This is a genomic window from Arthrobacter sp. NPDC093128 (assembly GCF_040683875.1).
Classification (GTDB): Bacteria; Actinomycetota; Actinomycetes; order Actinomycetales; family Micrococcaceae; genus Arthrobacter.
In genome coordinates this window covers 35,801-61,947 of the sequence record NZ_JBFBEY010000018.1, presented here as the reverse complement: position 1 = coordinate 61,947, position 26,147 = coordinate 35,801, and the positions used below count along the sequence as shown (strand labels likewise).

Genomic DNA, 26,147 nt, shown 5'->3' with positions numbered 1-26,147 from the left:
CCGAAAGTACGCCTACGGCTCCGCCGGGCCGGCCACAGCATGCCGGGACCCCGCTTTGAGGGCGGTCCTGATGCGGACCTTTGAGGTGTAGGAGATCGAGCCGTACTGGAAGAGCCGCACGGCCACACGGAGCATCACTGCGGCCCCGACGTAGAGTACGGCAATCACCATCGCTGCCTCAAAGATGCCCAGTGAGCCGAAGGCGTTCCGCAGCAGCGCCGTGACCGGCGCAGAGAACGGAAAGTAGGTGAACACCTGCACGATGGGCGAGTGCGGCTCGGAGACCACCAGGCTGACTGAATAGAAGGGAATGAAGATCAAGGCGATCATGACGCCCATGAAATTACCCGCCTCCTTGGCTGTGGGCATCACGGCGCCGATGGCCACCAGGGTGGTGGTGAACAGGGCAAAGCCGCCCACGAGGATCAGGAAGCCAACGCCCATCCGGGCGGGGTCGAAGACCAGTTGGGACGCCTCGAACTCGGGGATGCTCAGGGCGTCACGGTAGAAGAGCGCGCCGATCAGGACCGGGGACGCGAAAACGGCCACCTGCACAACGCCCACCATGAACAGGGCCAGCACCTTGCCGGTGATGAGGGTGGTTGGCTTCAGCGTGGTCAGGATCATTTCGGTGACCCTGTTCTCCTTTTCCTCCAGCGTGGAATTCAGCATCTGTCCCGCGAGGAGCACCACAAGTCCGTAAAAGACCACCAGGAAGGCAAGTGGCGGAATCACGGAGTTCATGCCCCCGGCCACTTCGGAGCCCTGGTACGTGACGGTTTCCACCTGCACAGCCCCGGCCGCCAGGTTGGACAGCTGCAGTGAGCCGATCCTCATGGCCACGGCGCGGGCGAGCATGGCCTGGGCGACGGCGGCGTACTTGCCGTTCTCGAACACCCCCTTGTCCGCCCCAAACACCTTCACTGCGGTGTTCTCGGGATGTGCCGGAAACTCGTAGAAGGCCTCGACGGCACCGGACTGGACGTCGCGGATCCCGGCTTCGGACGAAGCCGCCGCAGTGGCGCCGAATGCGGCGGCGTCGGCGGGAGTGATCAGGCCGGAGGCATCCACGTAGGAGATGCTGAACTGGGCGTTCCGCTGGGCCTCGGCGGCGGTGCTGCTGCTGGTGTTGCTGAGGAAAATCAGCCCGAACACGATGGCCATGATGACGGGCACGGACAGTGTCCCGATCCAGAAGCGCGGCTTGGTGACGGTACGGACGAACTCGAACCTGATCACGGTGCCCAGATTGTGCTGCGCCACGGCTAAGCCCCCGCCCTCATGCCCACGCCGGTGGCGACTGGCGACGACGGGGTGTTCTGCTCGCCGTAGACGCGGATGAAGATGTCCTCCAACGAGATCTTGGTGGTGGTGAAACTGCGGATCACCACGCCGGCGTCCATGAGTTCCCGCAGGACGGCCGCTTCATCGGTGTTGTCCGAAATGGACAGTTCCGCATAGTTGGTTTCGTCCAGCGTCACCGCATAGTGGGGCGAGGCCGGAATGCGCCCTGAGTGCCGGATTCGGACAATCCTGCCGCCGTACCTGTTCTGGACCTCATCGATGGTGCCGTAGGCCTCGGACGTGCCGTCCTTCAGGAGGACGATGCGGTCACAGAGCCGCTCCACTTCCTCCATCTGGTGCGTCACCATCACCACCGTGGCGCCGTCGTCCTTCTGCTCGGCGATGATGTCCATCAGCAGCCGGCGGTTCACGGGATCGAAGCCCTTGGTTGGTTCGTCCAGGATGAGGAGCTCGGGACGGTTCATGATGGTTACGCCGAGCTGGACCTTCTGCTGCTCGCCGCTGGAGAGCTTGTCCACCTGGGTGGCGGCCTTGCCGGACAGGTCCACGCGGTCCAGGTAGGCCAGGGACCACTGCCGCGCGGCGTGCCGGTCCATGCCCTTGAGCCGGCCGAAGTAGGTCATGACGTCCATGACCTTTTCCTTCTTGTAGAGCCCGCGTTCCTCCGGGAGGTAGCCCAGCCGGCTGCCGTGTTCCGGTTTGAAAGGCCGCCCGTTGACGTGCAGGATCCCTGCCGTGGGCTCGTAGAGGCCCAGGAGGGCGCGGATGGTGGTGGTCTTGCCTGAGCCGTTGCTGCCCAGGAATCCGAACGTCTCGCCGGCTCGGACGTCGAAGGACAGATCGCGGACCACGGTGGTTCCCGCGAAGTCCATCCGGAAGCCGCTGATGTGGACCACTGCCTCGTCCATGGCTGTCGCCGCCTGTGCCGATCATTGCCCGCCGGTGTCTGTTCCCCCGGGGCAGGCTGCCATGTGACCAGACTGGCTGCGGATGCTCGCCAACGGAAGGGGCGAAGGTCCCGGGCCGCGGGCCGGAACCTGGAACGGCAACTTGAGCCATTCCCTCCGGCAGGGCATAAAAAATGGCCGGGCCGCGGAAGTCTCCGCGGCCCGGCCATCCGGTAACGACTACTTGTCGTTGATGGTGTCCTTGACGTCCTCGGCGGCGTGCTTCGCGTCGGCCGTGCCCTGATCAATCTTGCCTTCGGTCTCGAGCTTGCTGTTGTTGGTCAGCTTGCCGAATGCTTCCTTGGCCTCGCCGATTGCCTTCTCGGTTGCGTTCTTGATCTTGTCGCCCAAACCCATGTTTGTTTCCTCAATCAGTTGATCAGTCGCAGGCGGGCGGATGCCGACCGTTGCCCCTCCACCCTAGGTGCAACCGGCTGCGCTTTCTGCCACCCGACTTTTCAGGTCCTTGTAAGTCCACCGCCCCGCATCGGGCGCACGGGAACGGTACCATCAAGATCATGCCCGGAGTTCTCGACATTGCAGGCCCCATCCTGGAAGTGCTGACCTGGATTTGCCTGCCCGCCGGCCTGATACTTCTGGTGACCGTGGGGACAATGAGGCGGTTCGAGGATCAGTGGACCAAGTCGGAGGGGGTTGTCTACTCCGACGAAAGCGGCGTCGGCTTCCGCTGGTTCGACCACCATTACCAGGTCCACAACGCGCCGATGTCTCCGCACGACATCCGTCACATGGCGCCGGGTGACGCCGTCACCATTCATTACGCGGTGAAGACGCCCACCCGGTGGCAGGCCACCGCCCCGGAGGTCCGGGGAGAAGCCGCCGGAGTCCTTGGCTGGATCCTGACCGGCATCGGGGCGGCAGCCATGGTTGCCGGCTTCCTGCTGCCGATGTTCTAGGGTGCAGACAGCCTAAGGCGCGGACAGCCTAGGACGCGGACAAGGCCGTCCGGGCCGAAGGCCAGGACTTGAGGACCTCCAGCGCGCCGGGATCGCGCTCTTCCAGGATTGCCTGCCGGTGGGACTCTTCCAGCAGGGCATCGACGGAAACCCTGGTTCCGGTTGAGGCGCTGAGCACGGCGGCCTCCACCATCGCCAGGCTCATGATGTTGCGGTGGACCTGTCCCATCGGGGTGCTCCCGGTGCGGAGCGCTGCCACGAAGTCCCGCAGCGAGCCGGCGATTTCCTGGCCGGGATCGGAGCTGGCTGTCGCCCCTGTGGCTTCGGTGGACTCCACCGTGGGCTCGTTGTCACCGTCCCACAGCACGGTGCCGTGTTCGCCGCTGATCCGCCATGAAGCATTCCACGACGTCTCCTGTCCGGGGCTGCACCAGCTGCCGGTGAAAACGAAGCGTTCGCCGCCGGTCATCTCGAAGATGGCGCTGGCCCCGGCATCTCCGCGGTACCAGCTCCACGATGGGTTGTACTCCTCGCAGAAGACGGAGACCGGGTCGGCGTCGAGCAGGAACCGGGCCATGTCGAACTGGTGGATGGCCATGTCCAGCAGGAGCGGGTGGTCCATGGCATCGCGGAAGCCACCGAAGTGCGGGGCCTTGAAGAACTCGGCCGAAACGATCCCCACGCTGCCCAGCGAGGCGGCCAGGCGCTTCGCCTCGAAAAGCTGCCGGTTGTAGCGGCGGGACTGGCTGACCATGAACAGCTGGCCGGACACTTCGGCGGCGGCGGCAAGGGACAGGCCCTGCGCCACGGTGGAGGCAACCGGCTTTTCGCCCAGGACCGGCAGGCCGGCGGACAGCGCCTCGGTGGTCACCGGGTGGTGCGCGGCCGGGACGGTGACGTTGATGACGGCCCGCGCTCCGACGTCGGCCGCCAGCGCTGCGGTGCCGGTCCCGACCGGAAGGTCCGGGCGTCCGGCGGCGGCGGCCGCCGCACGGGCGGCACCCTGGTCAAGGTCCACGATGCCGGCCAGTTCCACCAACGGTGACTCTTCCACGGTCCGAAGCCAGGCGCGGCCCATGCCGCCGGCGCCGACGACGACGACGCGCAGGGGAGTTCCGTCGTCGGGAATGGTGGCGAACGGGGTGCTCACGCGGTGGCCCCCTGGTAGCTCTTGCCGTTGAAGAAATCGTTCGTCTCGTAGCGCAGCAGCTCGGGGTAGGCACGCTCGGGGCGGTCGGTGACGGCCCACTCGACGGCGTTCGCGATGACGCGGCGGACGTCCTTGTGGTGGTACACCGGGTAGTCCTGGTCGCCCGGGCTGAAGAAGAAGATCTTGCCGTGGCCGCGGCGGAACGTGCAGCCGGACCGGAACACTTCGCCGCCGCTGAAGGAGCTGATGAACACCAGCTCTTCGGGGGTGGGGATGTCGAAGAACTCCCCGTACATTTCCTGCTGGTCGATCACGATGGGGTGCGGCACGCCCTTGGCGATGGGGTGCGTGGGGTCCACGGTCCAGACAAGTTCGCGGTCCTGCTCGGAACGCCAGCGCAGCGTGCAGGACGTGCCCATGAGCTTGGTGAAGATCTTGGACCAGTGCCCGGAGTGGAGCACGATCAGGCCCATGCCGGCGAGGACGTGGCGGTGCACGCGCTCCACGATCTCGTCCTCCACGTCGCCGTGGGACATGTGCCCCCACCAGGTCAGGACGTCGGTGTTGGCCAGGACCTCCTCGGTGAGGCCGTGTTCGGGCTCGTCCAGCGTGGCGGTGCGGACGCTGGCTTTGGCGCCAAGGTTTTCCTCGATGCCGGCCTTGATGGCGCCGTGCATGCCCTCGGGGTAGAGACGGGCGACGAGCTCGTCGCGCTTTTCGTGCCGGTTCTCGCTCCAGACGGTGACGCGGACGGGGTTCTTGGTTTCAGTCATGGTTCTCTCCTTGTGTTGAAAGTGTTGAAAGACGCTGTTACTTGACGGCGCTGTTACTTGACGGCTCCGCCGGTCGTGCCTGCCGCGATGTACTTCTGGGCCGCGACCAGCAGGATGATGGCCGGAATGGAGGCCAGCACCGCCGTCGCCATGACCGAGCTCCAGTCGTTCACGTAGGCACCGATGTACTGGAAGATGCCCAGCGTCACCGGCCGGACGGCTTCGGTGGTGGTCAGGGTCAGGGCGAACAGGAAGTCGCTCCAGGCGAACAGGAAGGTGAACAGCCCGGCGGTGATCAGCGAGTTCCGGCTCAGCGGCAGCACGATGGACCAGAACGCGCGGATGTGGCCGGCGCCGTCCACCCTGGCCGCCTCGATCACCGAGGCCGGCATGCCGTTCATGAACGCCCGGATGATCAGGATCGCGAACGGAATGCCGTGCGCCGAGTCCGCCAGGATCAGGCCGGGGATGGAGTTGAGCAGGCCCAGGTCGTTGTAGGCGGTGTACAGGGCATTGGCCACCACGATGCCGGGGATCATCTGGCTGATCAGGATCGCGAAGAGCACGACGCCGGCGCCGCGGACCTTGAAGTAGGCCAATGCGTACGCTGCCGGAGCGGCGATGGCCAGGCTCAGCGCCACGCTGCCCAGCGAAATGACCAGGCTGGTGCCCAGGTTGCCGCCCTGCTCGCTGATGGCGGTGGCGTAGCCGGTGAAGTCCGGTTTCAGCGGCAGCCAGGAGGTCTCCAGGGTGGTGCCGTTGGGCTGCAGCGAGGCGTTGACCATCCAGTAGACCGGGAACAGCATGATGGCCAGGAAGAAGATGGCCAGCGCCGTGGACCCCCAGTTCCTGCGGTCCGGAGCGGGGCCGGAACTACGGGTGAGGGCCGTGCGGGAGGTGGTTGTCGTCGTCATGGTTTCCTCACTCATCTACGGCTCGCCGGCTGGCGCGGAGGTACAGGACCGCGAACACCAGCGAAATGATCACCAGGATGTTGCCCAGTGCGGCGCCCTCGCCGAACTTGAACTCCTGGAAGGAGAGCCCGTAGGACTGCGTCGCGATGGTCTGGGTGGAGTTGGCGGGGCCGCCGTTGGTCAGGCCCAGGATGATGTCCAGGACCTTGAGCGTGTACACCACGCCGAGCACCAGGACCACGCTCACCACCGGCCGCAGCATGGGCCATGTGATGTGCCGGAAGGCCTTCCAGCCCGTGGCGCCGTCCAGCGAGCCCGCCTCATACAGCTCGTCGGGGATTTCCTGCAGTCCGCCGTAGAGGATGGTCAGGTTGAACGGGATGCCGATCCAGATGTTCACGCCGACGACGGCGATCAGCGCCAGCGACGTGCTGGTCAGCCACGGCACTCCGGTGTCCACGATGTTCAGGTCGCCCAGGAACCGGTTCAGGGCACCGCTGTCCTTGTCCAGGATCCAGCGCCACACGGCGCTCGAGACAATCAGCGGCAGCAGCCACGGCAGGAGAAGCAGGCTCCGGAGGATCCCGTTGAGCGGGAACTTCCGCTGGAAGAAGATGGCCAGCGCCAGCCCGATCACGAACTGGCCCAGGATGGATCCCACCGTGAACAGCGCGGTGTTGAGCAGGGACGTGGAGAACAACGACGACGACAGGACCGTCGCGTAGTTGGCCAGCCCCACCCACGGGGCTTCGCCGGTGAAGAACGTGGCGGTGGTGTAGTCCTGGAAGCTCATGACGACGTTCTTGACCACGGGGTAGCCGAAGAACAGTGCCATGTAGACGACGGCGGGGACCAGGAACAGCCACTGGAAGAGGCGCTCGCGGCGCTGCCGGCTGCGTCGCCGGGGCGCCGGAGCAGTGCCGTCCGGCCCGTCCCCGGATCCGGCCCGGCCGGAGCCCGGCTTGCGGGCACCGGCCTTTCCGATGCCCGGCTTCCCGTTCGGGGGAGTGGCCTGCGACAAATCAGTTTTCAGTGACATGGCCGCTGCCTACTGTCCCTGCGCTTGCTTCAGGGCTTCCGACGGGGATGCCTTGCCGGTGAGCGCGGTCTGGATGGCAGTGTAGATCTTGGTGGCCTGCGCGGGCCATTCCTCGCCGAGCTGGCCGGTGCGGGCGCGGGCCGTCTTCACGAGTTCGGTGAAGGTGGCGAGTTTGGGGTTCTCCTCGGCGAACTTCGCGGCCAGGGTGGTCTTGGAAGGGATGGTGTTCCGGACCTTGGCCATGGCCAGCTGGTTTTCGTCGCTGTTGAGGCAGGAGACCACCTCTGCGGCCTTGGCCTGGCGGGCCTTGTTTCCGGTCTGCGGAACGGTCCAGACTTCGCCGCCGAGCGGGGCAACCACGGTCTGGCTGGCTTCCCGGACCGGGATCTTCACCACGCCGTACTGCAGCGAGGCCTGCTTGTCGAGGGAAGGGATCTGCCAGGGTCCGTTGACCATCATGGCGGCCTTGCCGGCCAGGAACTGGTCCTTGACGTCCGCCTGGGTCCAGTTCAGGGCGGAGGAGGACACAGAGCCGTCCTTCACCAGATCGGTCCAGAGCTGCAGGGCCTGTGCCGTTTCCTCGGTGTCGATGTTCTTTTCGTTGCCGCCGTTGGACCACATGACCGGCAGGAACTGCCAGGTGCCTTCATAGGTGGGGTTGGCGTTGAACGCCAGCCCGTACTGGTCGCCCGACGTCAGTTTCGCGGCCGCTGCTTCCAGCTCGTCCCACGTGGCGGGCGGGGTGACGCCGGCCTTCGCCAGGATGTCCTTGTTGTAGAACAGGGCGATGGTGTTGACGGTGGGGGCCAGCCCGTACACCTTGTCCTTGTAGGTGCCCGCGCTGAGGACGCCGGGGGCGAAGTCGGCGGTGCTGATGTCGAAGTCGGACAGGGGAGCCAAGGCGCCGGTGGCCGCAATCTGCTGCAGGTCCGGGTTGTCCAGCATCAGGACGTCGGGCAGCGTCTTGGAGGAGGACTGCTGGAGGACCTTGGAGATCAGGGATTTGCCCGGGACGGTCTCCCGCTTGATGGTGACCCCGGCCTTGGTGCCGCAGGCCGTCAGGGCATCACCGATGAAGGTTTTGTCCGGCTCGTTGTTGTAGTAGTCCATGACCGAGATCTCCGATACCGGCTCCGTCGAGGAGGACGAAGCGGCGGTGCCGCAGCCGGAGAGCAGGATGGGCAGGCCCACGAGGGCGGTCACTGCCACGGCCAGGGGCCGGCTGTTCCGAAGTGCTGACTTCATTGTCTGTTTCCTTGTTTTGTTGGGTTTGGCGAATTGTCGGAAAAGCAGATCATCGATGCGTATCGACGATGGTCAAATAAAAAGTTTGGGCAGGGAGGGCGTAGCTAGGCGCCGTGGGGTGGTCGGAGCGTGCTGGAACGGTGCGTTATGACCGTGGGTACCAACTCCAGGGATTCGTGTGGTCCCTGGGAGTCGGCTTCGAGAAGCTGGCAGATGATTTTCACGGCCCGGCGGGAGACCTCCGCTGGGCGCAGGTCGATGGTGGAAAGCGGGATGGGCTGGAGTTCGGCCAGCGTAGGGGTGGCACTTCCGATGATGGAAACGTTCACGCCCGGGGTGAGGCCCCGGGAGGCCAGGGCGCGCCGGAGGATGTCCTGGACGGTGCGGTCGGGGGCGATGAACGCCGGCAGGCCTTCAGTCGCGGCCAGGGCCTTGTCCACGGAATCGGCAATAGTAGCCTGGTCCGGGCCGCCCGGCAGGTGCTGCACGGACACGCCCAGGGCCTTGGCGGCGGCGTCCGCGCCGCCCATGAACCGGTCCACATAGTTCACATGGCGGTTCACCACGGCAGGTTGCCAGTCGATGATCGAGATGACGGAGTGTCCGGCGGCGGCAAGGTCCCGGACACAGTGCTCGCCGGCCATTTCGAAGTTCGCATCGATGCAGACGAGTCCGGACGGATCGCGGGGGATGCCGATCAGCAGCACCGGGACGTTGAGGGTCCGGGCCACCGGGAGCCGTTCGTCCTCGTCTTCCACCTGCATGAGGATCAGGCCGTCGCAGATCTGCTGGCCGACCACGCGGCGGAGCCCGGCGGCCCCTTCGTCCTCGGTGACCAGGAGGATGTCGTGGTCGTACTGCCGTGCGGTGGAGGCAATCACAGAAACGAACTCCATGATCGAGGCCATCTCCAGCTCGGGGATGAAAGGGATGACCAGGCCGATAACGCGGGTCCTGCGGCTGGCGAGCGCCCGTGCCCCGGCGTTGGGCTGGTAGGTCAGCTGCTCAATGGCAGCCTCGACCTTTTTGCGGGTCTTTTCCGAGATGGGCCGCTTGCCGCTCAGGACGTAGGAGACTGTGCTTTGGGCGACGCCGGCCGCTTCCGCGACGTCTTTGCTGGTTGGCATGCTTTCCCACCTCCTGTGCGTCCGGGCCTGCTGGATGCCGGGCCATTTGGGTTTCGGGTCTGGTTCATCCCGCTGTCGATACGCATCGTCGATGCGCATCGAGAAAAAGTATGGCACGCATCACACCCCCGTGCAACGTTTATTTTGGCGTGGGTGGTCGGCGGGCGACGGGCCGGGTCCGGTTACAGCTCGAAGTGCGTCCTGGCGGGCCCGTGGCCCAGGGAGTCGACGATGGCCGCGGCCACGCCGTGCAGCTTGACGTTCCGGGCGCTCGAGGCGGCCTTGAGCAGCTGGAAGGCCTCTTCCTGGCTGCACCGGTTCTGGGCCATGATGATGCCGATGGCAACGTCGATGGCGGTGCGGGACTCCAGTGTTGCCTTCAGGTTTGCCGCGGTCTCGCTGAAGTGGGCGAACCTTACGGCCAGCCGGAGGGCCAGGGACGTCTGGCTGACAAAGTCCTCGGCGAGCTCCAGGACTTTGCCCTCGAACCGGCCGGGCCGGTGCGAATAGAGGTTCAGCGCCGCCCGGGTGTCGCCGTCGAGCCGGAACGGCACGGCGAGGATGGACCGGACTCCGTGGCCCAGGACCGTGTCCGAGTACTTCGGCCAGCGGTCGTGGTCCGCAAGATCCCTGATGTGGACAGTCTCCTGGTCGCGGGAGGCGGTCATGCACGGGCCGTCACCGTAGGTGTACTGGATTTCGTCCATGGCCTGCGCTTCCGGGCTGCTGCTGGCCACCGTCGCAGCCTTCTTGTGCCGGAGCAGGGTGATGCCGCACAGGACGGCATCCCCGGGTTCGGAGAGGCTGCGCGCGGACACGCGTGCGAGTTCGTGGAGGAATTCCTCTACATCTGAGCTGTTCAACACCATTTCGTGCAGGTGCTGGCTGATGGACGTTCCGTTTGCGGTCGACTCGCTGGCCACGATGTTCTTGCTGCCGTTTCGTTCAGGTCAAAACGAACCGGCAGCGCGGCCATCCTCCCCGAAATGTGACTGGCGGGGAAGCACGCAGAGAAGCCGGATCGTAGAACTATCCAACGGCTCTCTGCTAAACCGTACCGGGAAAGTATATACATCCCTTGCCGGGCTCCGGTCGCGTGTGACAACGGGCACCGGGGGCCGCGCAGGCGGCGGCAGCGGTGCCCTCGGTGTCCGCTGAATCCGGGCCGAAAGGCCCTTCGCTCCCGGCTCCCGCCTGCCGGATAGTGGGAGAAGGGCGGCCGCCGAAGTCCCTCCCCGCATCCCTGCCTACCGATCGATTGCCCGGACGCCGACAGCGGCCGATGTCACACTGCGGACGGCTGGCGATGAGCATTTTCGAGGACAGGGTTGAAGCGGGGCGGCGGCTTGGCCAGCGCCTCGAATACCTTCGCGGCCAGGACATCGTGATCCTCGGGCTGCCCCGCGGCGGGGTTCCCGTCGCCTTCGAAGTCGCCGTGGCGCTGGACGCACCCCTGGACGTCATTGTGGTGCGGAAGCTGGGTGTGCCGTTCCAGCCTGAGCTGGCGATGGGAGCCATCGGTGAAGGCGGCGCACGCGTGCTGGACAAGCACATCATCTCCCGCGTCAGGGTGTCGGAAGCCGAACTCGGAGCGGTTGAGGAACGGGAGCGGGCGGTGCTCGAGACGCGGGTGGAACGGTTCAGGAAGGGCCGGACCCGCGTTGACCTGACGGGCCGCACCGCCGTGATTGTCGACGACGGCATCGCCACCGGTTCCACGGCGCGCGTGGCGTGCCTGATTGCGCGGCAGTTGGGCGCTGCCAAGGTTCTGCTCGCAGTTCCGGTGGCCCCGGCAGACACGCTCTCGGACCTCAGGGAAGCGGACGAAATCGTATGCCTTGCCACGCCCCGCCACTTCACTGCCGTCGGCTACCACTACCGCGACTTTTCCCCCACGGGCGACGACGAAGTGGTGCTGCTGCTCGACGCGGCAGCCAAGCGGCTGCACAGTGCCCAGTCCGCCGCCAACGGGATCGGCGTCGATGAGGACGTGCAGATCGATGTGGGGGAGGTGCAGCTCCAAGGGCACCTCTACCTCCCGGTGACGGCGGCGCCCGTGGTGGTGTTCGCCCATGGAAGCGGCTCCAGCAGGCACAGCCCCCGCAACCGTTTTGTGGCCTCGCTCCTTCAGCGGGCCGGGCTTGGAACGCTGCTGCTTGACCTGCTCACCCCCGCCGAGGAACTCAACCGTGCCAATGTGTTCGACATCGAGTTGCTTGCGGGCCGGCTGGCGGGGGCAACGGAGTGGCTTGCCGGCCGGACGGACACCTCCGGAAGCCGCGTGGGGTACTTCGGTGCAAGCACGGGCGCCGGCGCCGCGTTGTGGGCGGCGGCGGAACCAGGAGCGCGGATCGGGGCCGTGGTTTCGCGCGGAGGCCGTCCGGACCTCGCCGGCAAGAGGCTCCCCGCCGTCCACGCGCCCACCCTTCTGATAGTGGGCGGTGCAGACCGCGAGGTGCTGGAGCTCAACCATTGGGCCCAGGCCCTGATGCGGTGTCCCAACCAGCTGTCGGTCGTTCCGGGCGCCACCCACCTGTTCGAGGAGCCCGGGACGCTGTCAGAGGCTGCGGCACTGGCCAGGGACTGGTTCGTGCGCTACCTCGTGCCGGGCCCAAGTGAAGGGACGGGGACGGATTTGGGCGGGTCCGGCGCCTAGCCGCCGTGCTGCGGCAGCCTGCCCTGCAACACTTCGCGGTACAGCGAGACATGGTCGGCCACCATGCGCCCCATGCTGAAACGCGTCTCGGCCGACTGCCGGCACGCTCGCCGGTCCAGCGCCGACGCCAGGACCAGGGCTTCGGCCAGTTCCCGGATGGTGCCGCGGAGGTAGCCGGTGACGCCGTCGTCCACAATTTCAGGGGCCGCACCGGAACCTGTACCCACCACGGGAGTGCCGGTTGCCAGTGCTTCGATCATCACCAGGCCGAAGGGTTCCGGCCACTGGATCGGGTTGAGGAATACCGCCGCGCCGCCCATCAGCTGGTACTTTTCCGCCGCGGTAAGTTCTCCGAGGAACTCCACGTCCGGCCCCAGAAGCGGGGCAATCTGGCTGTCGAAGTAGTCAGTTTCCTCCTCGCCCTGGACACGGGCGGACATCAGCAGCCTGAGTCCCGCCTCCCGGGCGGCCAGGATGGCTTCCCTCGGGCCCTTGTCCGGACTCATCCGGCCGAGGAACGCCGCGTAGCCGCCGCTTCCGTCACCCACCGGGACGGCGTCCACGTCGATGCCGTGGTGGATCACCCGTGCGACGCTGATGCCTTTCGCATCGGCGGCCTGCCGGTGCGAGATCGCCACCATGGACACCTCAGGCCCCATCAGCCGGTAGAGATCCCCAAGGTGCGAGCTGAACGGCCCGTGGCTGGTGGTGACCACGGGCAGGGCTGCCGGGCGGTAGCGGAAAAAGGGGCCGGCCACGGTGTGGTCGTGCACCAGGTCCACATCCGTCATGGCGGCATAGGCGTGGGCCACATGGTAGAGCTCGGCACCGGCGAACCAGGTGGCGGATGTGCCGATGCTCGGCTTCGGCATGCCCGGAACGAGCGGAACGGAGCACGTGCTTCCCGCCGGGGCGGCGAGCAGCACGTCGTGACCGGCCGCAACCAGCCCGCGGGCCAGCCCGTCCACCACCACCTCGGTGCCGCCGTAACGCGGTGGAGGCACCGGCAACCATGGCGGGGCGATCAGTCCGATGCGCACGTCCGATCACCTCCTCACATCCGGGGGAGCCGCGATATTCCGCTGTTTTAGGTTCCCACCCGTGACTGCGGGTTTCCCAGTGCCTTTAGTCCCGCACCGTTCCCTTGAGCGGCTGTGCCCGTCTTGGTACTGTGTTGTCATCAGTCTGGGGTTGATTTATTGGAACTCGGTGAAGAAGTCCGCCGTGTGAGTCTCGTTGCATTGGGGAGTCGCATGAGCCCGGACCGTCCGGTTTTCAACCCGTACCTATCCTCCTCCGTTCGATGGCGCCATGTGGCGTGAACCCATCCGGAGGCGCACCGAGGATCTGCTCCGCGACTTCGTAGCCCGGGCGGACGAGCTGGTGCGCGCCCAGGACCAGATGCAGGGCCTGCTGGGCGCCGTTGTTTCGCTCACCGAAGACCTCAGCCTCGAAGCCGTCCTGGACAGAGTGGTCCAGTCCGCGTGCGAACTGGTGGGAGCGCGCTACGGCGCCCTTGGCGTGCTCGACGACGACCATCAATTGGGACACTTCATCACGGTGGGAATCGACGACGACGGCATCCGGCTGATCGGCGAGCTCCCCACCGGCCGCGGCGTCCTCGGGCACCTGATCAACCAGCCCGAAGCCCTGCGGCTGGACGACCTTGGGGCCCACGGGATGGCCAACGGCTTCCCGCCGAACCATCCGGACATGAAAACCTTCCTCGGCGTGAAGGTCCGTGTTCGGGGCGCGGTGTTCGGGAACCTTTACCTGACAGAGAAGCTCGACGGCGGGCCGTTCACCGCGGAGGACCAGGAGCTGGCCTCTGCGCTGGCGGCGGCCGCGGGAGTCGCTATCGAGAATGCGCGGCTGTACGAGGATACGCGCCGGCGGCAACGGTGGCTTGAAGCCGGGCTCGAGGTCAGCGACCAGCTGAGTTCGGCGCTGTTTTCCGGTGAAACGGACAACCTGGACCTCGTGGCTGAGCGGGCGTTGACCGTTTCGGATTCGATCCTGGCCGTGGTGGCCTATCCCGATGCCGACGGCACCCAGCGCTGCCGGACCATGGTGGGCGTCCAGTCCCTCCCCGCCGGTCAGGAGCTGCCGGCGTCGAAGATCGTCACCGAGGTCATCGACACCGGAATGTCGGCGCTGGTCCTGCATCCCGGCGATGTGTTCGGGCCCGGCACTGACGGGAAGCTGGGTCCGCTGCTGGTGGCGGCGCTGGGGCGCAAGAGCAGTGAATGCGGCCTCCTGATTCTTGCCCGGCCCGCAGGAGGCGCGCTCTACCTCCAATCCGACATCCAATCGAGCGCCGTCTTCGGTTCCCGGGTGGGGCTGGCCCTGGGGCTGGTCCGGGCGAGGGAGCGTAGGGAAGAGCAGCTGCTGTCCACCGACCGGGACAGGATCGCCCGGGACCTGCACGACCTTGTGATCCAGCGGCTGTTCGGGGCAGGCCTGAGCATGCAGAGCCTACGGCGGTACATCCCGGACCCCGTGGCCCAGGACCGCATCTCGGCGGTTACTGCGGAGCTGGACAGCACCATCCACGAACTCAGGGACACCATCTACTCGATGCGGACCGGCCATGGGCAGAAGGAGCCGCTGACCGGCCTCATTATGCGGACCATCCACGAGGGGATCCGGAACTCTGAATTTTCACCCAAGGTCCAGCTGACGGGACCGGTGGACGAAGCGGTGCCCGACGCCGTCGTCGAACAGCTGCTGCCGGTGCTGTCCGAGGGCTTGAGCAACGCGGTACGCCACTCGGGCGCCGACGAAATCGACATCACCCTGACTGCCGGGACAGACGGTGTGGAGCTCAGGATTGCGGACAACGGCTGCGGGTTCGAAAACCCCCTGCGTGTCAGCGGAATCGCCAACATGAAGCACCGGGCCGTGGCCCTGGGCGGGGAGTGCTCCATCAAGAGCAGCCCGGGACGCGGCACCCGCCTGACCTGGAGCGCCCCCTCCAGGTGACCCGGGACAAGGTGACCCGGGAGGCAACGGGGCCGGTGCGGGCGGCGACCGGAACTAGCTGCGCAGCTCGAAGCCCAGCTTCACCAGGATCCCGGCCACCTGCATCTTCACTGCGGCCCGGGCAAAGCTGGTTTCCTCGCTGATCTCGCGGTTAGTCAGGCCCTGCCCCATCAGGGCAAGGACCTCCAGCTCATGCGAGCTCAGGCCGCTGCGGTCCGCCTGGACCCTGTACAGGCCCTCCATGACCCTGCGTTTGGCCCCTGGCGCCAGTAACGATTCGCCGGTGGCCACCCTGCGGATTCCCTCGATGAGGGCGGTTCCGGGCAGTTGCCGGAGCACATAGCCGGCCGCCCCGGCCAATACCGCACTGCCCAAGGCATGGTCGTCGTCGTAACTGCTGAGCAGCAGGCACCGGAGCGACGCGTTGTCGGACAGGATCTCCCGGCACACCTCGATGCCGGTGCCCTCGGGCAAGTACGCCCCGATCACCACCAGATCCGGGTTCAGCCCGGGGATCCTTTGGCTCGCCTCGGCGGCCGAACCGCTCTCGCCCACCACCACGAAGTGCGCCTCTTCCAGCAGCTCCCGGAGCCCCAGCCGGACCAGAGCATGGCTGTCGAGGATGTATACCCGCGTCCCCCCAACAACGTTGTCCCCGTGTGCTGGGTCAGTGGCCACGGTGAGCATCACCCGGTCCTGGTTTCATTGGCAGGGCGCCCACCAGCAGCAGGATTGCGCCTGCAGTGATGCTCGCCGTTGCTGCTTTCATGACGATGCTCCCGGGACGTGGCGCGCGGTGCTCACCGCGCTCATGACTTCAGGTTAGGGCTTGGCACCAACCGGGATTAGGGCACAAAGTCACTGAACACGGTGGCCCTGAAGCCACCGGCTTTCGTCCATGTCTTTTGGCTCTATTGACATAACGCCAGACTGGACGATCCTTAATATCAATCCAGTTCGGAGGTAACGATGCCGCTTTCTGAACATGAAAGGGACATCCTCAGGCAGATCGAACAGTCGCTTCTCGAGGATGATCCGCGATTCGCCGCGCGTATGGAAGGCCGGCGGCGTTTACTGATACGCCGGGTAGTGCTCGGGGCGTTGTGCGTGGTCTTCGGATTCCTCATGGTGATCGCAGGCGCCGTCCTGCAGCTGCTGTATTTAGGCGTCTCCGGCTTCGCGGTGATGGTGGCCGGTGGCTACTACGCCTCGCTGGGGATCGGTCCGAGCAGGCTTCCGTTCGGCCGCCCGAGCCTCGGCCTGCCAGGCCAGTCACAGCATATCTAAGGACCCATACGCCTGTTCCGTCCGAGCCGTGTGCTCCGACAGGCAGGGCCGCCTCTTCCTAGGACTCAGAGGGCCAGCCAAAAGGGCTGCGCGCGTGCCGCAGCGCCCCTAGGGTGGAATGACGACGGCGGTGCCGGAAGACCACCGGTGCACTGCTGCCGCCAACAACCCAGAGGAGTTCCTGATGAGAGTTGCTGTTACCGGAGGAAGCGGGAAGCTGGGCAGAAGCGTGGTCCGCAGGCTCGCCGCGGACGGGCACAACGTCCTGAACCTGGACCGCTCGGGCGCTAGGGGCCGCGGCTTCACCCAAGTGGACCTGCGCGACTACGGCCAGGTGCTGGACGTTATCCTTGGCCTCGATGACCGCCACCAGGGCTTTGACGCGGTGGTACACCTGGGCGCCATTCCGGCGCCCGGCCTGGCGCCGGACGCCGCCACTTTCGAGAACAACATGCTGGCCACCTACAACGTTTTCCAGGCAGCGCGCCGTGCCGGGATCAAACGCATTGTTTACGCCTCCAGCGAGACGGTGCTGGGACTGCCGTTCGACGTCGAGCCGCCCTACATCCCGGTGGACGAGGAATATCCGGCCCGGCCGGAGAGCACGTACTCGCTGGTCAAGCACCTGGAGGAGCAGATGGCCATCCAGCTGACCCGCTGGGACCCGGAACTGAGCATTGTGGGACTGCGGTTCTCCAATGTCATGGACCCTGAGGACTACGAGGACTTTCCGACCTTTGACTCTGACGCCACCCTGCGGAAGTGGAACCTGTGGGCCTACATCGACGGCCGCGACGGCGCCCAGGCCGTTGCCCGGGCGCTGGAGAACGGCAAACCCGGGTTCGAGGCGTTCATCATTGCCAACGAGGACACGGTCATGAGCCGGTCCAGTGCCAGCCTGGCCGCGGAAGTCTTTCCCGGCGTCAAGGTAACCAGGGAACTCGGCGAACACGAGACCATGCTGTCCATCGACAAGGCCAGGCGTCTCCTGGGCTACGCCCCCGAGCACAGCTGGCGCAGCTACCACCCGAACCGCACCACCCCAACCGAGGACTGAGGAGCACTATGGAATACCGCACACTGGGCAACAGCGGCGCCGTCGTTTCCAACTACGCGCTGGGCACCATGACATTCGGCGCTGAAGCCACCGAGGAAACCTCGTTCGCCATCCTTGATGGCTACTTTGCAGCCGGCGGAAACTTCATCGACACCGCGGACGTCTACAGCCAGGGGGTCTCGGAGCAGATCATCGGCAGCTGGCTGGCGGCCCGTCCCGACGTCCGGGACCGCGCTGTCGTGGCCACCAAGGGCCGCTTCCCGATGGGCAAGGCTCCAAACGATCTCGGAACCTCGCGCCGGCACCTGACGCATGCCCTCGACAATTCGCTGCGGCGCCTCGGCGTCGAACAGATCGACCTGTACCAGATGCACGCGTGGGATCCCATCACACCGCTGGAGGAGACGCTGCGCTTCCTGCACGACTCCGTCAGCAGCGGCAAGATTGCCTACTACGGCTTCTCCAACTTCCTGGGCTGGCAGCTGACCAAGGCGGTGCACCTCGCCAGGGCCAACGGCTGGAGCGCGCCGGTCACCCTGCAGCCGCAATATAGCCTGCTGGTCCGCGAAATTGAATCGGAGATTGTTCCCGCCTCCCTCGACGCCGGCATCGGCCTGCTGCCGTGGTCGCCCCTTGGCGGCGGCTGGCTCTCCGGGAAGTACAAGCGTGACGAGGCCCCGGCGGGTGCCACCAGGCTCGGGGAGAATCCGAAACGCGGCATGGAAGCCTGGCAGGCCCGCAATGACAATCCGCGGACCTGGGAGGTTATCGGAACCGTGGAAAAGATCGCGGCGGACCACGGCGTGAGCGCCTCGCAGGTTGCCCTGGCCTGGCTGGCGGACCGCCCGGCTGTGACGTCCGTGATCCTCGGGGCCCGCACCAAGGAGCAGCTGGCGGACAACCTTGCCGCGGCGGACCTCCGGCTGTCGGAGGACGAAACCCGGCGCCTGGCCGAGGTCAGCCAGCCGCAGCTGGGCGTGTATCCGTACGGTCCGATGGCACAGGAGCAGCGCATCCGGAAGCTCGAGGGCGGCCGCTAAGCAACGCCGGAAACACAACGGACGGAACCACTGACAAGGGAGGCCGACGGCGGAATGTGACTGCCGCCGTCGGCCTCCCTTGTGTTGTCAGTGCCGCTGATCCTGCCCTTGATCCTGCCAAGGGCCGATCTGGCGAATCTCGTACCCGTCGGTCTTGGCCACCAGCTGGCGGCCGTGGTTGCCGTTAAACCTCAGCCACAGCACGGATGAGTCAGCGGTGGCGTCTTCCACCTCGCCGGTCCGGACAATCCGGCCGTCGTGGCGCAGCTCAACCCAGCTACCAATCAGCAGCTGCCAGTCATCGGGTGCTTCGGACACGAGAGCATCCGACTTCAGCGAATCAGTTCGCGGGTCGTCCCGAACGGAACCTCTTCGGAAAGGGCCACGGTGTAGTGTCCGGGCCGGTTGCGGGTGATCAGGATTCCGTGGGTCCCCGTCAGCATCGCCACCTCCCGGAGGCCATTGACGGCGGCCTCGAGGCGTTCGTCCAGGACGCGCCGACTGGTGACCTGAATGTCGATCGGCTCAATGAGTGTGGGCATGGGCTGTCCTTTTCGCTGGTCGGGTTTCCGGTGGATGTACTGTCTCAGGGGTTGCGCACTGCGCTTGCCTGCTCGGTGCCGGCGGGCACAGCCACCGGGCGGTCCTGGGCGGGTTCCTTGGTTTCTGCACCGGCAGGAGGTGTCGTCCTGAGCTTGAACCGCTTTCCGATGGCCGATCCGCCGCCGCTGCTGCGGTTCTTGTTGAAGATGTCGAAACCGACGGCAAGGAGGAGCACCAGGCCCTTGATGAGCTGCTGGTAATCGGTGCCGAGGCCGAGGATCGACATGCCATTGTTGAGCACACCCATGATCAGGCCGCCCACCATGGCGCCGGCCACGGTGCCGATACCGCCTTGTACTGCGGCACCGCCGATGAAAGCGGCAGCGATGGAGTCCAGCTCGAAGCCTGTGCCGCCGGCCGGCTGGGCGGAGTTCAGGCGGGCCGTGAACACGAGGCCTGCCAGCGCGGCAAGCACACCCATGTTTACGAACAGCCGGAACGTCACTGCTTTGGTCTTGATGCCTGAAAGTTCGGCCGCGTGGAGGTTACCGCCGATCGCATAGGTGTGGCGGCCGAAGATGCTGTTGTTCATGAGTGCCGAGTAGACGATGACCAGGACGGCCAGCACGATCAGCACGATGGGCGTCCCCCGGTAGCTGGCGAGCAGGAAGGTGATGGTGAGCATCAGCAGGGCAATGAACCCGGTTTTGATGGCGAACCACGCCATGGGTTCGTTTTCGAGGTTGAACTTGCGGCGGACGCGGCGTTCCTTGATGGCCTGGAAGAGAATGGCCGCCGTGCCCCCGACGCCCAGGATGACGGTCAGCCATTCGAGTACCGAGGTGCCGCCGGAGATGTCGGGCAGGAAGCCGCCGCCGAGGGCGCGCAGTTCAGCGGGGAACGGGGTGATCTGCTGGTTTTTGAGGGTGATCAGGGTCAGCCCGCGGAAGATGAGCATGCCGGCGAGGGTCACGATGAACGCGGGGATTCCAACGTAGGCGATCCAGTAGCCCTGCCAGGCGCCGACAAGGGCGCCGACCAGCAGGCAGGCCGGGATGGCAATCCACCAGGCCCAGCCCCAGTGGACGATCATCACACCCGATACGGCGCCGATGAAGCCGGCGATGGACCCCACGGAGAGGTCGATGTGGCCGGCGATGATGACCATGACCATGCCGATGGCCAGGATCAGGATGTAGCTGTTCTGGACCACGAGGTTGGTGACATTCTGCGGTTCCAGCAGGATGCCATCGGTCAGGACCTGGAAGAGCAGGACGATCAGGATCAGGGCGACGAAGATGCCAACCTGGCGGAGGCGGCTTGTGAGGAAGCCAAGGGATTCTCGTAGGGCGGACATGTTCGCTATTCCTTCTCTTGGGTCATGTAGTGCATGAGGGATTCCTGGGTGGCCTCGGCGATAGGGACCTCGCCGGTGACGTGACCTGCGGACAGGGTGTAGATCCTGTCGCAGATTCCCAGGAGCTCCGGAAGTTCGGAGGAGATCACGATCACGGCCTTCCCCTCGGCTGCGAGCTCGGCGATGATCGTGTAGATCTCGAACTTCGCCCCGACATCGATGCCGCGGGTGGGTTCATCGAGGATCAGCACGTCGGGGTCTGAAAACATCCACTTGCTCAGCACGACTTTTTGCTGGTTCCCGCCGGATAGCTTTCCCGTGATGGCTGCCACCGAGGGCGCCTTGATGTTCATGCTCTTCCGGTAGCGGTTGGCCACCGTGGTTTCCTCGTTCTTGTCCACCCAGCCGCGCTTGGCGAGCTTGTGCAGGGCTGCCATCGAGATATTGCGTTTGATGTCTTCGATCAGGTTCAGGCCGTAGTGCTTGCGGTCCTCGGTGGCATAGGCGATCCCGTGCTGAATGGCATCGGAAACGGTGGAGGTGTTGATTTCCCTGCCGTACTTGTACACCTTGCCGGAAACGGCGCGTCCGTAGGTGCGGCCGAAGACGCTCATGGCCAGTTCGGTCCGGCCTGCGCCCATGAGGCCGGCAAGCCCGACGACTTCGCCTTTCCGCACGTTCAGGCTGGCGTTGTGGACCACAGTGCGGCTGGCGTCCTGGGGATGCTGCACGGTCCAGTCTTCAATGCGGAGGACTTCCTCGCCGATGCTGGGCGAGCGGTCCGGATACAGGCTTTCCAGGTCGCGGCCCACCATGCCGCGGATAATGCGTTCCTGGGTGATCTGCCCCTGGTCGAGCCGCAGGGTCTCAATCGATTTGCCGTCGCGGATGATGGTCACGGCATCGGCGACCTTGCGGATTTCGTTGAGCTTGTGGCTGATGATGATGCTCGTGACGCCCTGGCCCTTCAAGTGCATGATGAGGTCCAGCAAGTGGTCGGAGTCCTCGTCGTTGAGCGCAGCGGTCGGCTCATCCAAAATGAGCAGCTTCACTTCCTTCGACAGCGCTTTGGCGATTTCGACCAGCTGCTGCTTCCCGACGCTGATGTGCTGAATCGGGGTCACGGGGTTTTCGCTCAGCCCGACGCGTGCCAGCAGTTTGGCGGCTTCGAGGTTCGTCCTGCGCCAGTCCACCCATCCGTTCCTGGCCAGCTCGTTGCCGAGGTAGATGTTCTCGGCAATGGAAAGGTAAGGGCTCAGCGCCAGTTCCTGATGGATGATCACGATGCCGCGCTTTTCGCTGTCGCTGATGCTGGAAAAGTCACACGGTTCGTTTTCGAAGAGGATGTCGCCCTCAAAGGTGTTGTGCGCGTACACACCGGAGAGGACTTTCATGAGGGTGGATTTGCCTGCGCCGTTTTCACCGCAGATGGCATGCACCTCGCCGCGGTTCACGTCCAGGGTGACGTCCTGGAGGGCTTTCACCCCGGGAAAGGTTTTGGTGATTCCCCGCATTTGAAGAATAGGTACGTTCATGGTGATTTCCCGATGACTTGTCAGAGCCGGACTCCTGCGGATGCAGGGTCCCCCGTTGTGGTGCGGCCGGGACCAGGCCCGGCCGCACCCGGTACGGCTGCTACTTGATGTCCGCCTCCGTGTAGTAGCCGGAATCAACCAGTTCCGGCTTGTAGTTGTCCTTGGTGATGATCACGGACTCGAGCAGGAAAGCCGGGACCACCTTGACCTTGTTGTTGTAGGTCTTGGTGTCGTTGGTTTCAGGCTGCTGGCCCTTCAGCACGGCGTCAACCATTTTCACTGCCTGCTCACCCAGCTTGCGGGTGTCCTTGAAGATGGTGGAGTACTGCTCGCCGGCGATGATGGACTTCACGGAGCCCTTCTCTGCGTCCTGGCCGGTCACGATCGGAAGGTTGCCCTTGGCGTAGCCGCCGGTGCTGGTCAGTGCGGAGATGATGCCGATGGACAGGCCGTCATAGGGGGAGAGGACGCCGTCGAGCTTGGTGCCGGAGCTGTAGGCCGCGGTCAGGATGTCCTCCATGCGCTTCTGGGCAACGGGGGCCTGCCAGCGCAGGATTGCTGCCTGTTCGAACTTGGTCTGTCCGCTGGGGACCTTCAGGGTTCCGGCGTCCAGGTACGGCTTGAGCGTGTCCATGGCGCCGGTCCAGAAGAAGTTGGCGTTGTTGTCATCCGGGCTGCCGGCGAAGAGCTCCACATTGAACGGGCCCTTGCCTTCCACCTTCTTGCCGCTGGCATCAACCAGGCCAAGGCCGGTGAGCAGTGACGTGGCCTGCTGGACGCCCACGGTGTAGTTGTCGAACGTGGTGTAGTAGTCCACGTTCGGTGTGCCGTTGATCAGGCGGTCGTAGGCGATCACCTTCACGTTCTGCTCCTTCGCCTTGGCGAGGACGTCGGTCAGGGTGGTGCCGTCAATGGCCGCAATGATGAGGGCCTTGGCGCCTTTGGTCAGCATGTTTTCGATCTGCGAGACCTGCGTGGGAATGTCGTCATTGGCGAACTGCAGGTCTGCCTTGTAGCCCAGTTTCGTGACCGAGTCGGAGACGTTCTTGCCGTCCGCGATCCAGCGTTCGGAGGTCTGGGTGGGCATTGAGATGCCCACGAGCGAGCCCGCTGCATCGGCGCTGCCGGAAGGAGTGGCCGCTCCGCCCCGGCTTCCGCACCCCGTAGCCCCCACTGTGACAGCGAGGACGACGGCAACTGCGCCCAGGAGTTTCTTGATTCTCACGTTTATCTCCTTCCGCGGACAACGCAGTCCGCGAATTTGTACTGAGCCGGGAGGCATCTGCGCTTCCCGGCCGGGCCGGCCGGTGGGACCGGTCGAACGGTGCCTGATCCGGAGATCCGTCACCACGGTACTTCAGTGACCGGACCGGCCGCTTGGGTCGCTTCCGGCTGGTTTTACTCCGTAAAGATGATGCTATGTTAGCGCTAACAACGAATCGAGCATAACCGGCGGATTCCTGTGAGTCAAATCACATTTAAGCCACGGTGGGCGGGTTTCGCCCCGCCGGACCGCCTGACATCGGAGGCTGCCCCCTTAGGTTTCGACAACGAAGTCGGTGTACGCATATCTGACGCCGTTGATCTGGAGTTCCAGGCCGTGGCCGCCGGCGTGGTGCACCCGCGTGGTCATCTGCCGGAAGGCGTGGCGCTTGGACACCGTCCTGGTTTCGCCGGGGTGCAGGGTCAGGGCCGCCAGTTTGAAGACCTTTTCCGACTGCGAGCCGTTCGCCTTCATGTAGTGCACGATGTAGTCCACGGCGAGCCTGGCGGGGTCGGACCCCGTGTTCGAGATCTCGAATTCGAAGGCCAGGTCCGCCGGCAGTGCCACGACGCTCCGGTCCAGCCTCGGCGGGGTTACCGTGAGCGACGCGGGAGCGAACCCCTGCAGGGCCAGGGCGCCCGGGTGGGCTTTCTTTACCAGGGTGCGGAGTCCGTGGCGGATCACCCATTGCGTGTTGCCGTCCGGTTCCGCAGCCCAGGCCGCCGCCGCCGCCAGCACTGCTTCGGGGGAGTGGCGTGCCAGGTCATTGAGGTGGTTTGCCACCGAACGCCGGACATACTCATGCGGGTCCCGGTATAGGGCATCAAGGATGGGAATGGTGGCCCCGGGCCGCTCGATCAGGCCGGGAATCCGGACAGCCCAGGGAAGGTAAGGGCGGGTGCCTTCGCTGGCGAGGCGGCGGACGTGTTCGTCGGGGTTGGCTGTCCAGGTCAGCACGGCAGCGAGTGCCCGGTCCAGGTCGGCAGCAAGCAGCCGCCGGATGGCGAACTCCCCGGTCAGGCGTGGAGTCAGCTGGGCGAGAAGCCGGAGGCAGTCGTCAAAGTCGGCGGACTCCGTCGAATCGAGGGCGAGGGTCACTGCCGTTTCCGTGACGGGCCAGAGGGTCCAACCCGTGAAGTCGGCGTCCTTGAGGGCGCGGCGGAAGATGCGCGCCGCCGTCGGATACTTCCCCTGAGGACCGGCCACTCCGGCGATGTCCGCAAGGAGTCCCTGGCTGACGTGGTCCGTGCGGCCGCGGAGGCTGAGGTGGTCCAGCGCGCCGCCGGCAGCCGTCACATTCGTCCAGGACGTGCCGGGTGATGCGTCCGTCAGGACGCGGACCAGCAGGCCGACGGCGGCCCGGTCAATCAGTTCGTTCATGGCACCCATCCAGTCAGGCTACCGCGGTGGCCTGACTGGATCGGCCACCGGCGGTCGGGGCCCAGGCTGTCAGCGGTCCGCCGCGAGCCAAAACGGCGGAACCGGGATAATCTCAGCGGAGAACATCGTTTAGGACTGCTGAGGCGGGGCGTTAAATGTCTGAAGATCAATCGCGGAAATCGCCCCGTTGGTGGCGGGTCTTCCACGACAAATTCGTAGTCGAAGAGCGGTACATGAGTGCAGGGTCCCGGAAGAACCTGTACCGGATCGCCCTGATCCTGATGATCCTGGGTGCAGGCCTGTTCGTGCTGACTCTCGCGGATGTCCTCGGAAGGGACGGATTGACCGGCCTGGACGAACCCGCAAGGGCCTGGCTGCTAAGTCAGCGCTCGGAACCGCTCACCGCTGTCATGATCTTCCTGGCAATCGTTTTCGGACCTGTTGCGCTCCCCATCATCATCCTGGTGGTCACCGTGGCCTGGGGCATCGCCGCCAAGCACGCCTGGCGCCCTCTGCTCCTGGCCGGAGCCATGCTGACGGGCGTGGCGCTGGCCCAGATCATTGGCCGGTCGGTGGGCCGCCAGCGGCCGCCACTGGACCTTATGCTGTTCGGTCCGGACGTCACCTTCTCCTTCCCCTCCGGGCATGTGCTCGGTGCCTGCGATTTCCTCCTGATCACCGCGTTCCTCGTTTTCTCGCGCCGCCAAAGCACGTGGCCGGCTGTGGCCGGCTTCGCCGCTGCCGCCATCGGGATTGTCCTGGCCTCGGTGAGCCGGCTCTACCTGGGGTACCACTGGGTCAGCGACGCTTTGGCCTCGCTGTTCATTTCCTTCGTGGTGCTGGGGGCCGTCATCGCAGTGGATACGTGGCGCACGGCCCGCGTCCCGGGAGAACAGATCACCGGTGAACTGTCCAAGGCCGATACGGCGGAAGGCTAGCGCGGAATGGCCGGCGAAGGGGACGTCCGGCGCATCTGCCTCGCTCTGCCTGGCGTCACCGAGCGGCCCAGCTGGAACCAGCCGGCATGGTTTGCCCGGACGCTCATGGCCAGGATCTGGGAGGACGGTGTCCTGACCGTAAAGACGGGGGAACGGGAAGCGCTCGCCGGTACGGACCCCGGCACGTACTTCTGGACTCCGCACCACGAGCGCTCGCGGCAGCTTGTCCTGGTCCGGCTTGACCGGATCGATGTGGAGGAGCTGGCGGAACTTCTCGAAGAATCCTACCTGCTTGCCGGCGGCCGCAAGTAGCCCCCGCTCATGCCCCTGAGTCCTGCGGGCGGGCGCGGGCCCTCTTCAGCTCGGTCCGGAGCCTGGCGTTGGCTGCCTCAAGTTCCAGTACCTTCGCCACGCCGGCAAGATTGAGTCCTTCGTCCAGCAGCTCACCGATGCGCTTCAGCACGGCGAGGTCCGCCTCGCTGTACTGCCGCGTCCCGCCGGAGGTGCGGTCCGGCGTGAGCAGGCCCCTCCGTTCGTAGAGCCTGATGTTCTGTTGGCCCGTGCCCACGAGGTGGGCCACCACGGAGATGGCATACACGCCCGTCTCCTCACCGCGCGCTCCCATGGGCCCTCCTCGGTCTGTTCATTTTGCCCTTGCCACAGTCTCTCACTGGTGCTATAAAAAATCTAT

27 protein-coding genes are annotated in these 26,147 nt (G+C 65.4%); 8 read left to right on the top strand and 19 right to left on the bottom strand.

What is annotated here, in order from left to right; translation table 11 throughout:
• Positions 1 to 12: 12 nt before the first annotated feature.
• The 3 genes from AB0N24_RS20020 to AB0N24_RS20010 all read right to left on the bottom strand — a co-directional run bounded on the left by AB0N24_RS20020 (position 13) and on the right by AB0N24_RS20010 (position 2,609).
• Positions 13 to 1,263 carry an ABC transporter permease gene (locus tag AB0N24_RS20020; RefSeq protein ID WP_364128038.1) on the bottom strand — a complete coding sequence of 417 codons (1,251 nt, stop codon included), beginning with the start codon at positions 1,261 to 1,263 and terminating at the stop codon, positions 13 to 15.
• Positions 1,264 to 1,265: 2 nt separating this feature from the next.
• The gene (locus tag AB0N24_RS20015) at positions 1,266 to 2,213 is read right to left on the bottom strand and encodes an ATP-binding cassette domain-containing protein (RefSeq protein WP_364128035.1); all 948 of its coding nucleotides are present in this window, start codon (positions 2,211 to 2,213) and stop codon (positions 1,266 to 1,268) included.
• Between the two features lie 219 nt (positions 2,214 to 2,432).
• Positions 2,433 to 2,609 carry a CsbD family protein gene (locus tag AB0N24_RS20010; protein ID WP_104175021.1) on the bottom strand — a complete coding sequence of 59 codons (177 nt, stop codon included), beginning with the start codon at positions 2,607 to 2,609 and terminating at the stop codon, positions 2,433 to 2,435.
• Positions 2,610 to 2,770: 161 nt separating this feature from the next.
• On the opposite strand from AB0N24_RS20010, the gene AB0N24_RS20005 reads away from it, so the two are divergent.
• A complete protein-coding gene (locus tag AB0N24_RS20005; protein WP_364128032.1) occupies positions 2,771 to 3,169 on the top strand; it encodes a hypothetical protein in 399 nt (132 codons plus the stop codon).
• A gap of 28 nt (positions 3,170 to 3,197) precedes the next feature.
• Here the strand turns inward: AB0N24_RS20005 and AB0N24_RS20000 are convergent, their stop codons facing one another.
• From AB0N24_RS20000 to AB0N24_RS19970, 7 genes are all read right to left on the bottom strand, one after another.
• The gene (locus tag AB0N24_RS20000) at positions 3,198 to 4,319 is read right to left on the bottom strand and encodes a Gfo/Idh/MocA family oxidoreductase (protein WP_364128029.1); all 1,122 of its coding nucleotides are present in this window, start codon (positions 4,317 to 4,319) and stop codon (positions 3,198 to 3,200) included.
• Positions 4,316 to 5,092 carry a ThuA domain-containing protein gene (locus AB0N24_RS19995; protein ID WP_364128026.1) on the bottom strand — a complete coding sequence of 259 codons (777 nt, stop codon included), beginning with the start codon at positions 5,090 to 5,092 and terminating at the stop codon, positions 4,316 to 4,318. Before AB0N24_RS19995 ends, AB0N24_RS20000 begins: the two co-directional genes overlap by 4 nt.
• Positions 5,093 to 5,145: 53 nt before the next feature.
• Positions 5,146 to 6,006 (bottom strand): carbohydrate ABC transporter permease, encoded by an 861-nt coding sequence (locus AB0N24_RS19990; protein WP_364128023.1) that lies wholly within the window; start codon positions 6,004 to 6,006, stop codon positions 5,146 to 5,148.
• 7 nt (positions 6,007 to 6,013) lie between these two features.
• Complete coding sequence (locus AB0N24_RS19985) at positions 6,014 to 7,045, bottom strand: sugar ABC transporter permease (protein ID WP_364128021.1); 1,032 nt, start codon at positions 7,043 to 7,045, stop codon at positions 6,014 to 6,016.
• Positions 7,046 to 7,054: 9 nt separating this feature from the next.
• Positions 7,055 to 8,290, bottom strand: coding sequence for an ABC transporter substrate-binding protein (locus tag AB0N24_RS19980; protein WP_364128018.1), 1,236 nt, complete (start codon positions 8,288 to 8,290; stop codon positions 7,055 to 7,057).
• A 104-nt stretch (positions 8,291 to 8,394) separates the two neighbouring features.
• Entirely contained in the window at positions 8,395 to 9,417 is a 1,023-nt protein-coding gene (locus tag AB0N24_RS19975; RefSeq protein WP_364128015.1) for a LacI family DNA-binding transcriptional regulator, read from the bottom strand.
• A 182-nt stretch (positions 9,418 to 9,599) separates the two neighbouring features.
• On the bottom strand, positions 9,600 to 10,340 hold the full coding sequence (locus AB0N24_RS19970; protein WP_364128013.1) for a GAF and ANTAR domain-containing protein: 741 nt from the start codon (positions 10,338 to 10,340) through the stop codon (positions 9,600 to 9,602).
• A 383-nt stretch (positions 10,341 to 10,723) separates the two neighbouring features.
• Between AB0N24_RS19970 and AB0N24_RS19965 the strand changes: the two genes are divergently transcribed.
• Complete coding sequence (locus AB0N24_RS19965; RefSeq protein ID WP_364128011.1) at positions 10,724 to 12,073, top strand: phosphoribosyltransferase; 1,350 nt, start codon at positions 10,724 to 10,726, stop codon at positions 12,071 to 12,073.
• Here AB0N24_RS19965 and AB0N24_RS19960 read toward each other — a convergent pair.
• On the bottom strand, positions 12,070 to 13,113 hold the full coding sequence (locus tag AB0N24_RS19960; protein ID WP_364128008.1) for a glycosyltransferase family 4 protein: 1,044 nt from the start codon (positions 13,111 to 13,113) through the stop codon (positions 12,070 to 12,072). The genes AB0N24_RS19965 and AB0N24_RS19960 overlap by 4 nt on opposite strands.
• A 271-nt stretch (positions 13,114 to 13,384) precedes the next feature.
• Between AB0N24_RS19960 and AB0N24_RS19955 the strand changes: the two genes are divergently transcribed.
• Entirely contained in the window at positions 13,385 to 15,055 is a 1,671-nt protein-coding gene (locus AB0N24_RS19955; protein WP_364128006.1) for a GAF domain-containing protein, read from the top strand.
• 54 nt (positions 15,056 to 15,109) lie between these two features.
• Here the strand turns inward: AB0N24_RS19955 and AB0N24_RS19950 are convergent, their stop codons facing one another.
• A complete protein-coding gene (locus AB0N24_RS19950; RefSeq protein ID WP_364128004.1) occupies positions 15,110 to 15,742 on the bottom strand; it encodes a response regulator transcription factor in 633 nt (210 codons plus the stop codon).
• Between the two features lie 282 nt (positions 15,743 to 16,024).
• On the opposite strand from AB0N24_RS19950, the gene AB0N24_RS19945 reads away from it, so the two are divergent.
• From AB0N24_RS19945 to AB0N24_RS19935, 3 genes are all read left to right on the top strand, one after another.
• Positions 16,025 to 16,342 (top strand): DUF3040 domain-containing protein, encoded by a 318-nt coding sequence (locus AB0N24_RS19945; protein ID WP_364128002.1) that lies wholly within the window; start codon positions 16,025 to 16,027, stop codon positions 16,340 to 16,342.
• A gap of 184 nt (positions 16,343 to 16,526) precedes the next feature.
• Positions 16,527 to 17,399, top strand: a complete 873-nt coding sequence (locus tag AB0N24_RS19940) for an NAD(P)-dependent oxidoreductase (protein WP_364127999.1) — start codon at positions 16,527 to 16,529, stop codon at positions 17,397 to 17,399.
• Between the two features lie 8 nt (positions 17,400 to 17,407).
• Positions 17,408 to 18,439, top strand: coding sequence for an aldo/keto reductase (locus AB0N24_RS19935; protein ID WP_364127996.1), 1,032 nt, complete (start codon positions 17,408 to 17,410; stop codon positions 18,437 to 18,439).
• An 87-nt stretch (positions 18,440 to 18,526) separates the two neighbouring features.
• Here AB0N24_RS19935 and AB0N24_RS19930 read toward each other — a convergent pair whose 3' ends face one another.
• The 6 genes from AB0N24_RS19930 to AB0N24_RS19905 form a co-directional block, all read right to left on the bottom strand.
• Positions 18,527 to 18,757 carry a hypothetical protein gene (locus AB0N24_RS19930; RefSeq protein ID WP_364127993.1) on the bottom strand — a complete coding sequence of 77 codons (231 nt, stop codon included), beginning with the start codon at positions 18,755 to 18,757 and terminating at the stop codon, positions 18,527 to 18,529.
• A 14-nt stretch (positions 18,758 to 18,771) separates the two neighbouring features.
• Entirely contained in the window at positions 18,772 to 18,981 is a 210-nt protein-coding gene (locus AB0N24_RS19925) for a hypothetical protein (protein WP_364127990.1), read from the bottom strand.
• A gap of 44 nt (positions 18,982 to 19,025) precedes the next feature.
• A complete protein-coding gene (mmsB, locus tag AB0N24_RS19920) occupies positions 19,026 to 20,339 on the bottom strand; it encodes a multiple monosaccharide ABC transporter permease (protein WP_364127987.1) in 1,314 nt (437 codons plus the stop codon).
• A gap of 5 nt (positions 20,340 to 20,344) precedes the next feature.
• Positions 20,345 to 21,874 carry a multiple monosaccharide ABC transporter ATP-binding protein gene (gene mmsA / locus AB0N24_RS19915; protein ID WP_364127984.1) on the bottom strand — a complete coding sequence of 510 codons (1,530 nt, stop codon included), beginning with the start codon at positions 21,872 to 21,874 and terminating at the stop codon, positions 20,345 to 20,347.
• A 100-nt stretch (positions 21,875 to 21,974) separates the two neighbouring features.
• Positions 21,975 to 23,099: a multiple monosaccharide ABC transporter substrate-binding protein gene (chvE, locus tag AB0N24_RS19910; RefSeq protein ID WP_364127981.1), complete on the bottom strand. Its 1,125-nt coding sequence runs from the start codon at positions 23,097 to 23,099 to the stop codon at positions 21,975 to 21,977.
• Positions 23,100 to 23,411: 312 nt separating this feature from the next.
• Complete coding sequence (locus tag AB0N24_RS19905) at positions 23,412 to 24,527, bottom strand: DNA alkylation repair protein (RefSeq protein WP_364127978.1); 1,116 nt, start codon at positions 24,525 to 24,527, stop codon at positions 23,412 to 23,414.
• Positions 24,528 to 24,673: 146 nt separating this feature from the next.
• Between AB0N24_RS19905 and AB0N24_RS19900 the strand changes: the two genes are divergently transcribed.
• Both AB0N24_RS19900 and AB0N24_RS19895 read left to right on the top strand, forming a co-directional pair.
• Positions 24,674 to 25,456, top strand: coding sequence for a phosphatase PAP2 family protein (locus tag AB0N24_RS19900; protein WP_364127975.1), 783 nt, complete (start codon positions 24,674 to 24,676; stop codon positions 25,454 to 25,456).
• Positions 25,457 to 25,462: 6 nt separating this feature from the next.
• A complete protein-coding gene (locus tag AB0N24_RS19895; RefSeq protein ID WP_364127973.1) occupies positions 25,463 to 25,768 on the top strand; it encodes an MmcQ/YjbR family DNA-binding protein in 306 nt (101 codons plus the stop codon).
• A gap of 7 nt (positions 25,769 to 25,775) precedes the next feature.
• Here AB0N24_RS19895 and AB0N24_RS19890 read toward each other — a convergent pair whose 3' ends face one another.
• On the bottom strand, positions 25,776 to 26,081 hold the full coding sequence (locus AB0N24_RS19890; protein ID WP_364127970.1) for a MerR family transcriptional regulator: 306 nt from the start codon (positions 26,079 to 26,081) through the stop codon (positions 25,776 to 25,778).
• Positions 26,082 to 26,147 lie beyond the last annotated feature (66 nt).